The organism is Agrobacterium sp. DSM 25558, from assembly GCF_900100825.1.
Classification (GTDB): Bacteria; Pseudomonadota; Alphaproteobacteria; order Rhizobiales; family Rhizobiaceae; genus Agrobacterium.
On record NZ_FMUD01000007.1, the window covers coordinates 144,401 to 157,372 of the forward strand.

Sequence of the window (12,972 nt, forward strand, 5' to 3'; positions counted from 1 at the left end):
CATACCCATGCACAACCCCGTTACCGTCGAAGTCTTCAGAGGAAATCTCGTTGAAAGTCGTCATCGCGGCATGGCCGTCGTCATGGATGGTGCAGGCGAGGTCGTGTTCTCGGCGGGTGATATCGAAGGTGGCGTGTTTCCGCGCTCGGCCTGCAAAGCGATGCAGGCGCTGCCACTGGTGGAAAGCGGCGCGGCGGATGCCTATGGTTTCGGGGCAAAGGAGTTGGCATTCGCCTGCGCGTCTCATTCGGGTGAAGATGCCCACGTGCAGCTTGCGGCGAGTATGCTGGCGAAGGCTGGTAAGGACGTGGAGACGCTGGAGTGCGGCGCGCATTGGTCTTCCGATCAGAAGACCATCATCCATCAGGCTCGCACATTGGAAAAACCATCGGCACTTCACAACAATTGCTCAGGCAAGCATTCCGGCTTCGTCTGCACCTGCGTCCATACGGGCATGGAAACCAATGGCTATGTCGGCTACGACCATCCTCTCCAGGCCGAAATCCGCGCCACGATGGAAAGCCTGACGGGCGCGGCCATCGGTCATGATAATTGCGGTATCGATGGATGCTCCATTCCCACCTATGCCATTCCGTTGAAAGGTCTGGCGCATGGCTTTGCCAAAATGGCAACGGGGCAGGGGCTGGAACAGGCACGGGCAAAGGCCTCACGCCGCTTGATCGATGCCTGCATGGCGCAACCCTTTTACGTGGCTGGAACGGGTCGTACCTGCACGCGGCTGATGGAGATCGCACCCGGTCAGATTTTCGCCAAGACCGGTGCCGAGGGCGTGTTCGTCGCCGCCCTTCCGCAGCAGGGCATTGCCATGGCCGTCAAGTGCGAGGATGGCACGACGCGCGCAGCAGAAGCCATGATTGCCGCGCTGCTGGCGCGTTATTTTGAAAAGGATAGCCCCGAACAGCAGACGCTGTTGAGCATGGCAAACCGCTCCATGAAAAACTGGAACGGCATCCATGTCGGCGACATCAGAGTGACCACCAGGCTATAGGCCGGTTCACGCCGCTTCGTTGTTGCGGGCGTCCCACATGGCCTTGAACGCGGGGCGGGACTGGCAGCGTTCCAGCCACGCCTTGACCGACGGGTTGGCATCGAACAGCGGCGCATGCGCCTGCGCGTAGCGCACGACTTCGGCAGCGTTGATGTCTGCGACGCTGAACCGGTTGCCGACCAGATAGTCTTTGCCGGATAGATGCTGCTCGAGAACCTTGAACGGTCGGCGCAACATGCGCGCCGCCACTTCAATCACTGCCTGTCCGGCGTCGCTGTCGGCCAATCCTTCGGCGGCAGTGGAGGAAATCTTCAGCGCGTTGGTCTCTATTTCGGTGGCTGCGAAGAAAGACCATTGCATCATCTGCGCGTCTTCAACGATATCCGCCGGGGCCAGGGCTGTGCCATGCTTGCGCGCAAGATACAGGTTGATTGCCATCGACTCGTAAAGAACCATGCCATCGTCACCGATGCAGGGAATGGTGCCCATGGGGTTGATCGCCAGATAGGACGGCGTCAGCGTGTTGATGGGCGCATCCGCTGCCAGAGGATCGCTCAACCGTCTGGCCTGGATGACGGGCACATGCGTGAATTCAAGCCCGAGTTCTCCGGCCAGCCATAACGTGCGCGTGGCTCTAGAGCGATAAACTCCATAGATCGTCAACATCAGCAATTCCCTTCGATTTGTGGAGGTAAACTATTGCTGACATTTACAAAACGGAAGCCGGAATATCGCACGGGGGCGTGTTTTTTTCTGATAACCAAATGCATCTTTCGATTGCATTTTAAGTAGAATAGAGTTAATTTCGGATATATTGTACCCATATTGTTCAGCCGTAAATCTATTTGCAGATATTGACAGTGTTACGGCTTATTTTAATCGGGCATAAGTAATTTTGCTCTATGTTCCGTAGTCGCTGATCTCTGTCCGTGAAATATGGTTTCCGGCTGTTCAGAGCAATGGACAAATGGGGAGAGTAGCGTTGGTAGGGAGCGTTGCACGATGCGTGAAGAAAATGGCGCTCGTTCGTTGAGCACACAAGCATTGGCGATGGATCTGCTCAAGACCGGCCTTTCCGACTCCAGACTATCCTATCTTCTCGACAACATACCGGAGATGGTTTTTTTCAAAGATCTCGACGGCCGCTATAGCTACATGAATGCGGCGGCACTTGCATGCCTGGGTCACGAGGTCAGTTTCATCAAAGGCCGTCAACTGACGATTTTCGACATGGCCCCGCCAGATGTCGCGCGCCGGATCGATGAGATGGACCGGCGCATCATGGCGACTGGCGAGGGATTGTATGAGGCTGAGGAGCGTATCTCCAGGGATGGCCACGTTCGTTGGTATTCGGGCACCCGCATCCCGATCCGCAATGACAAGGGCGAGATTATCGGTCTTGCCGGGGTTTCCCGCGATATAACCGCCGCCAAATGGCAGGAATCCCTGCGCCACAGCCACGCCGCCCTTCTGGAAATGATCGTCCATGGGCAACCCTTGCCAAAGATACTGGAAGCCATCGTCAGTACGGTGGAAAACCTTTTGGACAATATCACCGGTTCGATTTTGCTGGTGGAGCAAAACCGGCTGCGTAATGGCGCTGCACCATCTCTTCCGGAAAGTTACACATCGCTGATCGAAGGTGTGGAGATCGGCCCGGCGGTCGGCTCCTGCGGCACGGCAGCGTGGCGGCGCGAAGCCGTTTATGTCAGCGATACGTTTCAGGACCCGTTGTGGAAGGACTTCGTGGAGGTCGCCATGCGGCATGGCCTTCGCTCTTGCTGGTCCACACCCATCATGGGGCACGGCGGCGCGCTGCTCGGTACATTCGGCCTCTATTCCGGTACGGTGCGGGAGCCCACGGAGATCGAAAAAGAAATCATCGATATGGCGACCAACATCGCTGGCATCGCGATTGACCGCCGCCGCGCCGAGGAACGGGTGCACTTCATGGCGCATCACGATCCGCTGACGGGGCTTTCCAACAGAAACCTGTTCTGGACACAGTTCCGCCGCGCCATTCACGAGGCAAAGCGCGAAGACAGGCTGGTGGCGATCACCTATATCGATCTCGATAACTTCAAGCAGATCAATGACGTCCACGGACATGCCGTCGGCGACGAGGTTCTGCGCAGTCTGGCGGAGCGCATCACCAGTTGCATTCGCGCCTCCGACATTGCGGTGCGGCTGGGCGGAGACGAATTCGCCATCATATTCAGCAATCCCAGACACGATGAGCCGGGGATATTGCGGCGGCTGGAAAGCATTCGTGAGCGCACAGCCGAGCCGATTGCGCTGGAAAACGGTTCTGTCAGGGTAACCTGTTCGTCAGGCACGGCCTTTTACCCCAGCGACGGTGAAACGCCGGAAGCCCTGTTGGCAAAAGCTGATGCGGCCATGTACGAAGCCAAGAAGAATGGTCGCAACACCGTGCGCGTCTTCGAGCAGTCCTTTGGTGCCGGTATCTGATCACGAGGTCGCTCTAGCGGCCCGTATCCGCCTTTGCCGCAGCCTGAAACGCAACGGCATCCGGCGCAAGGCGCTTTTCGAAACGCCCGATGAACCTGTCGAACAATCTGGCAAATTCCGCGATATCTTCGCTTGGCCAGTCGCTGACCACCTCGCGAATAATGCTGATTTTGGCGCTGCGCATCTCCTCCAGAATGCTGTGGCCCAGCGGCGTGATATTGATGACGCTCCGTCGCCCATCCTCCTGGGAGGCCTCTCTTTTAAGAAGTTCGCGACCGACCATTTCCGCCACCACGCGGCTTCCGCGAGAGGGGTCCAGGCGCATGGCTTCGGCAATTGCTCCGACAGTCGCCACGCCGCCTGCGCGGTTGACGATGTCAAGCACATCGATATGCGATAGCTCCAGCCCGGGTGCCAGCTTGGCAATGGCCATACGCCCGATCACGCGACGCCCGATCATCAGCCGCATGCGCGTCATGGTGTGGCTGATGTTCAGGACCTCGTCGCGGTCGACTGTGTCAGCATCTTCCGAAAACGATGTCGGCGCATTCATTCCTGCAATTCCCCCGATACTTCATGTGACGCTATCACGTAAATAAAAATATGTCATTGACACATATATGCGAAAGGCACATAAATTTCTCATCAAGTGTGAGATCTCCTATGAATATGTCCGTTACGCCCGTGGTGCCGCTGGTTCCAGATCGCCGCCGCAGGCTTGTCGTGTTTTCCTTTCTGATGTTGGCGATGTTCATGGCCACGCTCGACAACCAGATCGTATCGACGGCGCTGCCGACGATCGTCGGTGAGTTCGGCGCGCTGGAACGCTTCGGCTGGATCGGCTCAGCCTATCTCCTCGCCACCAGCGCCGTTATGCCTGTTTATGGCAAGTTGGGTGATCTGTTCGGCCGCAAATATGTAATGATGGCCGCCATCGTCATCTTCACCCTCGGGTCGCTGGCCTGCGGCTTGGCGTGGTCGATGGATTCCCTGATTGCCGCGCGCGTGCTGCAAGGCTTTGGCGGTGGCGGTATCATGGTATCGATCTTCTCCGTCAATGCCGATCTGTTCGAAGCGCGGGAGAGGGCTCGTTACCAGAGCTATTCCAGCCTCGTCATCATGGCGTCGGGCAGCGTCGGTCCGCTCCTTGGCGGCACGATGAGCGATGTGTTCGGATGGCGCTCGATATTCCTGATCAACCTTCCCATCGGCATCGTGGTCCTCACCGGCCTTGCATTCATGTTGCCTTATCGTCGTCCTGAACGTCAGCCGAAGATCGATTATCTCGGTGCGTTGCTGCTGGCTCTGACGATTTCCAGCGTCGTCCTTTGGGCTGACAGTTCACAACTCTTCGGCTCCATCTTCGCGTGGAAAAGCCTGTGCATCGTCGCCTTTGCCGCTATCACCGCATATTTGTGGGTGCAGGTGGAACGCCGCGCGCTCGAACCTGTCGTACCCTTGCGGTTGTTCAAGGACAGCACATTCCCGCTGTTCATGATTATCTCGCTGGTCAGCGGCGGGCTCGGCATCGGCATGGTCAATTATTACGCTCTGTTTCTGCAAACGACTACCGGCCTTTCGCCATCGTCTGCCGGGCTTTTCTTCATCGCCATTACCGGCGGGATCGTCATGGGTTCGCTGTCGGCGGGGCGCATGATCTCCAAAACCGGCAACTACAAACCCTTCTCCGTGGCTAGCCTGAGCATTGGTGTGGTTGCCATGCTGCTGTTTTCGCAAATGCATGCCGGAACGCCGCTCTACATCATTGGTGCCATCATGTTCGTTCAGGGGCTGGGTGTCGGTCTGGGTCAACAGGCACCCATTATCGGCGTACAGAACTCGGCACCAAAATCCGATATCGGTGCAGCCAGTGGCGCGGTAACGCTGACCCGCATGGGCGGAGCCGCGATTGCGATTTCCGTCTATGGTGCAATCGTAGCGTCCAGTCTCAAGGGCCTCGCTGTCGATATTCCAGGCGTCGGCAGGATACAGGAACTGACGCCAAAAATGCTGGCGGAATTGCCGGCAGCCTCACAAACAGCCGTTGCCAATCTCTATGCTGGCGCTTTCACCCCGCTGTTTTATGCGGCGGCCGCAACAGCTGCTATTGGTTTGGTGGCTGCACTGGCATTGAAGAATGTCCGGCTTCCCGCAACGGTCACGGAAAAGCCCGTCGCCGCGGTGGAATAGGACAAGCGCTGAAAACATTGTGGTGCGAGGAACGTGTTGCTGCGGCGCGCGTTTCTTCGTTCAACGCCGTGAATGATAGCGCATATGAAGCCAGAGAAATTGCTCAATCCCACGCCGAAAGGGCTCTATTGCCCTGTCGGTGATTTCTATGTGGATCCTGTGCGCCCCGTGCCACGGGCGCTGATCACCCACGGCCACTCCGACCACGCCCGCGCTGGCCATGAAAAGGTTCTGGCCACCCGCCAGACGCTGGATATCATGCGCATTCGTTATGGTGAGGATTTCACCGGCAGCGAACAGGCGATCGGCTTTGGCGAAACAGTCGAGGTCAATGGTGTCACCGTCGGCTTTCATCCCGCCGGTCACGTTCTGGGTTCGGCGCAGATTTCCATCGAACATGACGGCACGCGCATTGTCGCATCCGGTGATTACAAACGCGGCATAGACCCGACCTGTGCTCCCTTCGAACCAGTGCCATGTGATGTCTTCATCACCGAAGCAACCTTCGGACTGCCGGTGTTTCATCACCCGAAGCCCGCCCGAGAGATCGCCAAGCTTCTGACGTCGATAAAACAGTTCCCGGAGCGTACCCATCTGGTCGGTGCCTATTCGCTTGGTAAAGCACAGCGGGTGCTGCGTTTGCTGCGTGACAATGGATATTCCGACCCGGTCTATATCCACGGTGCGCTGGCAAAGCTGTGCGACTATTATATCTCGCAAGGCATCGACCTTGGCGATCTGCGTCCAGCAACGCTGGAAAAGAGCAATCCCGCCCAGTTCAAGGGTGCCATCGTCGTCGGTCCGCCCTCGGCCTTTCAGGAAAAATGGGCCCGCCGTTTCAACGAGCCACTGATTTCCTTTGCATCCGGTTGGATGATGGTGCGTCAGCGCGCCAAGCAGGGTGGCGTCGAGTTGCCGCTTGTTATCTCCGACCATTGTGACTGGCCGGAACTGCTGGAAACCATAAGGGAAGTTGCACCGTCGCAGGTGTGGGTGACGCATGGGCGCGAAGAGGCACTGGTGCGCTGGTGCGAGCTGCAGGGCATTCCGGCCCGACCGCTGCATTTGGTGGGCTATGAGGATGAGGGGGATTGATGGTGCGGAGTTCGTGGTTTACCCCCCTCTGTCCTGCCGGACATCTCCCCCTCAAGGGGGGAGATCGACTCGTCGAGACGTCTCGCCCATCTGCAACGCTGCGTATAGAGTATAGAGGGTACGTCTTGCCGATCTCCCCCCTTGAGGGGGAGATGTCCGGCAGGACAGAGGGGGGTATCCCACCCACAGTTCCCAACGTCGGGGAGCGCCCCCTCCCATGAAATCCTTCGCAACCCTCCTAGACCGCCTCGTCCTCACCCCGTCCCGCAACGGCAAACTCAAGCTGCTGACGGATTACTTTCGCGACACGCCCGACCCCGACCGGGGCTACGGCCTTGCCGCTATTGCTGGCACGCTAGACCTCAAAAGCGTCAAGCCTGCCATGCTGCGCGAGTTGGTCATGGAGCGCATGGACGAGGTGCTGTTTCGGTATTCCTACGACTATGTCGGCGATCTGGCAGAAACCATCGCGCTGGTCTGGGATACGAGCCAGAATGCCGACGTGGCGCAGGCGGATGATCCTGGCCTTGGCGAAGTCGTCGGCCTGATGAACTCGCTGGGCCGAACCGAAGTCCGCTCTGCCGTGCGCGATCTTCTGGACAGGCTGGACACGTCCTCCCGTTTCGCATTCCTCAAGCTCGTCACCGGTGGCTTGCGCATCGGTGTATCCGCACGGCTCGCGCGTCAGGCGCTGGCGGATTTCGGGGGCAGGGACATCACGGAAATCGAAACGCTGTGGCATGGTCTGAGGCCGCCCTATGAGCCGCTTTTCGCATGGCTGGAAGATAAGGCCGAACGCCCCGTTCTGGCCACGCCCGCCATTTTCCATTCCGTCATGCTGTCCACGCCTGTCGGCGACAATGATCTGCAAAATCTCGATCCGCAGGACTTCGTTGCCGAATGGAAGTGGGATGGCATTCGCGTCCAGCTGTCCCGCTCTGGCGAAACCCGCAAGCTCTATTCCCGCTCCGGCGATGATATCTCCGGCGCGTTTCCCGATGTGCTGGAACGCATCAATTTCGAAGGCGTCATGGATGGGGAACTGCTGATTGGCGGCACGGCCCGCTCCAACATTGCGACCCGCACATTTTCCGATCTCCAGCAACGACTGAACCGCAAGACCGTGACGGGTCGCATGCTGGAGGAATATCCCGCCTTCATCCGCGCCTATGACCTGTTGTTCGAGGGCGAAGAAGACATTCGTGCGCAGACATTTCTGAAGCGCCGCGAAAAGCTCGAGCATCTCATCGACAACGCCCCGCATGACCGGTTCGATCTTTCGCCGCTGGTGCCGTTTGCCAGCTGGGATGAGCTGGAAACCTTGCGCAAAGCACCGCCCGACCCCGTCATCGAAGGCGTGATGATCAAGCGCAAGGACAGCATCTATCAGGCCGGGCGCGCCAAAGGGCCGTGGTTCAAGTGGAAGCGAGATCCCTTCAACATCGACGCTGTCATGATGTACGCCCAACGCGGACACGGCAAACGCTCCAGCTATTATTCGGATTTCACCTTCGGCGTCTGGTCGGAAAGTGAGGATGGCGAGCAACTGGTGCCAGTAGGAAAAGCCTATTTCGGCTTTACCGATGCGGAGCTGGAAGTGCTGGACAAGTTCGTGCGCGACAACACGGTCGAGCGCTTCGGGCCTGTCCGTGCGGTGCGCGCCACGCCGGATTTCGGCTTCGTGCTGGAAGTGGCATTCGAAGGCATCAATCGCTCCAATCGTCACAAATCCGGGGTTGCCATGCGGTTTCCCCGTATTGCGAGACTAAGGGCTGATAAATTACCGTCTGAAGCGGATCGGTTGGTCACACTTATGGCGATGATCGATGAGAAGGCTGGATAAATTGTCGCCAGTTTTCTCGAAACAGTGAGTGGACAATCGAATGGGTCAATGGTGAAATTGAAATGTGCGCAACGTTGTTCTTGGTGATCGCATATGGAAGATGATTCCTCCTCGCAAACAGTTTCTCGCACTGGCGTCACGCGCCGCCACTTGCTGGTAGGGGCGGCCGGGCTTTCCGCTTTGGCACTCGTCCCTACGCGGACAAGCGCCAGCTTGAGCATGCCAAGCAGCCTGCCGCTGGAAGAGCTCGATTACGCCGCTGCGCGCAGGCGGTTCCGCACCCATTTGCTGCGCAAGATTTCCGCGCCGGAAAAGTCCGCGCCGCTCGGCACGCCTGTGGACGGAACGCGTGTGACATATTCCGGCGGACCGAACGGGTCCATCGAACTGGTGGCATGGCTTTCGAACTATACGCCGTCCAAGAAACTGAAGCCCGCCGTGCTTTTTCTGCACGGTGGTAACGCCACGGGCGACGGCCATTGGGCTTTGATGAAGCCCTATTGGGAAGCGGGCTTCGTCGTCCTGCTGCCGTCTTTCCGTGGCGAAAACGGCCAGAAGGGCAATTATTCAGGTTTTTACGACGAGACTTCGGATGCGCTGGCCGCGGCCTCCTATCTAGAAAGCCTGCCGGGAATAGACCCGGACCGCGTCTTTCTAGCCGGTCACTCCAACGGCGGGACTTTGTCCTTGCTGGCATCCATGACGCGAAAATTCCGTGCGGCGGTGCCTATTTCCGCCGGGGTCAATTCATGGCGTTACTTCAATCGCTATACGGAAGAGGTTTGTTTCGATGACAGCAATCCCCAGGAATTCGTCATGCGTTCGTCCGTCTGCTTCGGGCCGAGCCTCAAATGCCCGACATTATTATTGCGCGGCACGGAAGAGCGTCCCTTTGATGCCGACCACAAACTGTTGATGGAGCGGGTTCAATCGGTGGGAATGCGGATAGACAACATGCTGTTGCCAGGCAATCATAACGGTGTGGTGCCGGGTGCGGTGGTGGAAAGCATTCGTTTCTTCAACCAGTTTGCCTGATCCCATCTAGAACTGACCATTCCTCCAGCTTCGCGCCAGCCGGGTAGGTCATTGTTGCCGCAACGATCACTCCCTGTGAAGCGGTTCAATGACAGTTCTATCCTTGAAACACTGCCGTCGCCTTGTGTCCTTTGCGGTGCTTTCCCTCATGCCGATTTTGAGCGGTTGCCTTTTCGTAACGGATACGAGCCGCATGAACCCTGACGTGTTTGTGCAGGAGACGGCACCTGTCTTCAATTACAACAATGTCGGCTCCATTCCACGACCACCGCTTCCGCCGACGCCGGGTTCGATCAACAGCCGCCCGCCTGATCTTTTCCGCTCGCAGTTCCAGCAGCTTTACGGCCCGCCTTCGACGGCCCAGCCGACAGGGTCTGGCCTGTCGCCCGCTTACAGCAACCGGACCGTTGGCTACGGCCTGCCGGTATCCAACCCGCTGCACCGCGCCATGTACGACCAGATCAGCGATGAAGGTCACACGCTGCCCGCCATTCCCTATTCCCGCGTCGATCCCCGCTTCCTGCGCCAGGACGTAGACTACCAGACCGCAGAAGCGCCAGGCACGATCGTGGTCGATACGAAGCAGCATTTCCTCTATCTCGTTCAACCGGGTGGAAAAGCCGTTCGTTACGGCGTCGGTCTCGGGCGGGATGGCTATGCATGGGCCGGTCGCGGCAAGATACAATGGAAGGCGAAGTGGCCGCGCTGGACGCCGCCGGACGAGATGGTGCAACGACAACCGGAGCTGGCGTCGATATCGGCTGCCAATGGCGGCATGATTCCCGGTCTCAACAATCCGCTCGGTGCCCGGGCGCTTTACATTTTCAAGGACGGCAAGGATACGCTTTACCGCGTTCACGGCACGCCGGACTGGCAGTCGGTGGGCAAGGCGACGTCATCCGGCTGTGTGCGCATGCTCAATCAGGATGTGGTCGATCTCTACGACCGCGTGCCGCAGGGCGCGCCGATTGTGGTTATTTGATCACGCGCGAAAAGAATGCTTTGCGAATGGGCCTATGTTGCAGACGCGCAACTGGCCTTTAGGTATGTATTAACCACTATACCAATACGTGATCTGTCGTTGAACAAACGACGTACAGCGAGATTGATGGATGGTTCTGCAAACCCGCGTAACATCCGCCCCAGTCGCTTCGATGTGAGAAAAACGGCCTTATGATGAGCACCGACACAGACTTTTCCAGACGTACCTTCCTTTCCCTTCTTGGCCTCTCCTCTGCATCGCTTCTGGCGGGCTGCGCCTCTTCCGGTGTCAGACCCTTCAACAGCGTTGAACCGGGCAGCCTAGCCAGTAACTTTGCGGGCGATTTCCGCTCGATGTTCGCGGGCGGCATTTCCGATGCAGAGCTTGCCGTCATGTATGGCACCGTCGAGGATGGCGGCTATGTCATCCCCGCCATTCCTTATCAGAAGATCGATCGCCGCTATTATCGCCAGCGCGTCGTTGATCCGACCGGCGAGCCAGCAGGCACCATTGTTGTCGATACGCGCTCGCGTTTCCTCTACGTGGTGGAGCAGGGCGGTTCCGCCATGCGCTACGGCGTCGGCATCGGCCGCGAAGGCTTTGCATGGTCGGGTGAGGGCGTGATCCAGTGGCGTCAGAAGTGGCCAAAGTGGACACCACCAGACGAAATGGTTGCCCGCCAGCCGGAACTGGTCAAGTTCTCCTCCAAGAACGGCGGCATGCCACCAGGCCTGAAAAACCCGCTCGGTGCCCGCGCGCTCTACATCTTCCAGAACGGCAAGGACACGCTGTACCGTCTGCACGGTTCGCCAGAGTGGAATTCCATCGGCAAGGCCGTGTCTTCCGGCTGCGTCCGCCTGATGAACCAGGACATCATCGACCTTTACGACCGCGTGCCGAACAAGGCGCGGGTTGTGGTTTGGCAGTAAGCTGAACGACATACGCTGAACCAAAACCCAGGCGGCTTATCGAGTCGTCTGGGTTTTTTGTTGTAGCGATTTTTAAATTCAATTTTTGATTGATATTTTCGTCATCGACGCGATAATCCTCCTGCAAATACGTCTGGAGAATGCGTCATTGGTCAATGTGCCGAAAATTTCACGCAGCGCTGGTAACACTTCAGCTCAAGCGCCGTACTGGACGAAGCTTCCCGATCGCAAGATCACATGGGTAGCCTATCTTCTTCTTTTAATGGGCGGCGGTGGATTTCTAGGATTTCACCGCTTCTATCTGGGTTACAAGAAATCTGCAAAAATCCAGCTCGCTCTGGGTGTGACCGTGCTGTTCCTGCCGTTTTTCATAGGCTGGAATCTGGTTTTTGAGTGCCTGTATTACGTCGCTATCACATGGTATTTCGTGGATGTGTTTCTGATACCGAAGATGGTGCGTGAGGCCAATGGGACTTTGATCGTGGATGATCGCTGACGCCAGATTTCATCGAGGTCTACGAGGAGCGGGTTGCAGCCGTCTACCGCTTTGTTGATTCTATTAGGTCACAGCACGTCTGTCTTCCGGTATACGATATTCTTTTCCGTCGTAGACCAGACGCAATGTCTGCGGCTTGCTGGTGACGGTCTTGTCCTCGCAACTATTGTCTTTTCCAACAAAGTTGGTCTTGGTAGACCCCGTCTCGACAACCGTGATGTCTGCATAGCCATGGGTTCTGTTAGAGCTCATCGAAAGCGTGCTCTCACTCGACTGAAACTCACCGGCGCAATTGGTGTCCCATTCCCCCGTATTTTTTGACACGATCATGCCATCGAGCAGTGGGTGAAGTGATCCCTTGTCGATGGCGTAAAGCCACAAGCTCACCTCATCGTAAGGGTTTGGCCTTGAACTGCCGTTTGTCGATATGCGCAAGCCGAATGCCGTCTGTTCTCGGCTCAGCCTGTAACGCGCCGTGTCAAATTCGACCGCACTGATACGGATGGCGTCGTCAGTCATTCTGTCGGCAAGAAGCAGGCGCTTTCTTACTGCAGAAGTGCCGGTGTCGACCACCAGAAGCTCTAGGTCGCCCACGGTCCCGTCTTCATTCGCGGACTTGATCAAAGGCACCGCAACCAGCGTGAGTTGCGGATTTGCTGGCCAGACTCGGCATGTCATCATGTGCGGCGCGTCGATACCGGCTTCGCGGTCGTTGATCGAGATTGTCGATTCCCCGACCTGGAATGTTTCGTCGTCATTCTTTGTCGCATCAGGGTAGGCGTTGTGGACGATGACCTCAGCCCTGCCATCGCAACTTTCGCTCCCTCTTGCTCCCGCCTTGTCGAGCGCAAGAAAGCCCAGGATAGCGAATAATGAAACGACCCTGATAAATTGAGCAAACATTGGTGCATTCCATGAGGCTTG

Annotated in this window: 12 protein-coding genes; 9 read left to right on the forward strand and 3 right to left on the reverse strand. The window is 57.5% G+C overall.

Annotated elements, in window-relative coordinates; all coding sequences use genetic code 11:
• The first annotated feature begins 7 nt into the window (after window positions 1-7).
• A complete protein-coding gene (locus DSM25558_RS08515) occupies window positions 8-1,009 on the forward strand; it encodes an asparaginase (protein WP_077103724.1) in 1,002 nt (333 codons plus the stop codon).
• A gap of 6 nt (window positions 1,010-1,015) precedes the next feature.
• On the opposite strand, the gene DSM25558_RS08520 is transcribed toward DSM25558_RS08515, so the two are convergent.
• Complete coding sequence (locus DSM25558_RS08520; protein ID WP_077103726.1) at window positions 1,016-1,675, reverse strand: glutathione S-transferase family protein; 660 nt, start codon at window positions 1,673-1,675, stop codon at window positions 1,016-1,018.
• 336 nt (window positions 1,676-2,011) lie between these two features.
• Here DSM25558_RS08520 and DSM25558_RS08525 point away from each other — a divergent pair, with 336 nt between their 5' ends.
• Window positions 2,012-3,478, forward strand: a complete 1,467-nt coding sequence (locus DSM25558_RS08525) for a sensor domain-containing protein (protein ID WP_077103728.1) — start codon at window positions 2,012-2,014, stop codon at window positions 3,476-3,478.
• A 13-nt stretch (window positions 3,479-3,491) separates the two neighbouring features.
• On the opposite strand, the gene DSM25558_RS08530 is transcribed toward DSM25558_RS08525, so the two are convergent.
• Entirely contained in the window at window positions 3,492-4,031 is a 540-nt protein-coding gene (locus tag DSM25558_RS08530) for a MarR family winged helix-turn-helix transcriptional regulator (protein ID WP_077103730.1), read from the reverse strand.
• Between the two features lie 110 nt (window positions 4,032-4,141).
• Between DSM25558_RS08530 and DSM25558_RS08535 the strand changes: the two genes are divergently transcribed.
• From DSM25558_RS08535 to DSM25558_RS08570, 7 genes are all read left to right on the forward strand, one after another.
• Window positions 4,142-5,668, forward strand: coding sequence for an MDR family MFS transporter (locus DSM25558_RS08535; protein WP_077103731.1), 1,527 nt, complete (start codon window positions 4,142-4,144; stop codon window positions 5,666-5,668).
• Between the two features lie 84 nt (window positions 5,669-5,752).
• On the forward strand, window positions 5,753-6,763 hold the full coding sequence (locus DSM25558_RS08540) for a ligase-associated DNA damage response exonuclease (RefSeq protein ID WP_077103733.1): 1,011 nt from the start codon (window positions 5,753-5,755) through the stop codon (window positions 6,761-6,763).
• Window positions 6,764-6,980: 217 nt separating this feature from the next.
• Window positions 6,981-8,606 carry a cisplatin damage response ATP-dependent DNA ligase gene (locus tag DSM25558_RS08550; RefSeq protein ID WP_077103735.1) on the forward strand — a complete coding sequence of 542 codons (1,626 nt, stop codon included), beginning with the start codon at window positions 6,981-6,983 and terminating at the stop codon, window positions 8,604-8,606.
• 93 nt (window positions 8,607-8,699) lie between these two features.
• Complete coding sequence (locus tag DSM25558_RS08555; protein ID WP_077103737.1) at window positions 8,700-9,641, forward strand: alpha/beta hydrolase family protein; 942 nt, start codon at window positions 8,700-8,702, stop codon at window positions 9,639-9,641.
• Between the two features lie 88 nt (window positions 9,642-9,729).
• Window positions 9,730-10,623, forward strand: a complete 894-nt coding sequence (locus DSM25558_RS08560; RefSeq protein ID WP_077103739.1) for a L,D-transpeptidase — start codon at window positions 9,730-9,732, stop codon at window positions 10,621-10,623.
• Window positions 10,624-10,814: 191 nt separating this feature from the next.
• Window positions 10,815-11,552: a L,D-transpeptidase gene (locus DSM25558_RS08565; protein WP_083716366.1), complete on the forward strand. Its 738-nt coding sequence runs from the start codon at window positions 10,815-10,817 to the stop codon at window positions 11,550-11,552.
• 148 nt (window positions 11,553-11,700) lie between these two features.
• Entirely contained in the window at window positions 11,701-12,048 is a 348-nt protein-coding gene (locus DSM25558_RS08570) for a TM2 domain-containing protein (RefSeq protein WP_143240044.1), read from the forward strand.
• Between the two features lie 63 nt (window positions 12,049-12,111).
• Here the strand turns inward: DSM25558_RS08570 and DSM25558_RS08575 are convergent, their stop codons facing one another.
• Entirely contained in the window at window positions 12,112-12,951 is an 840-nt protein-coding gene (locus DSM25558_RS08575) for a PA3715 family protein (protein WP_083716367.1), read from the reverse strand.
• Window positions 12,952-12,972: the final 21 nt, after the last annotated feature.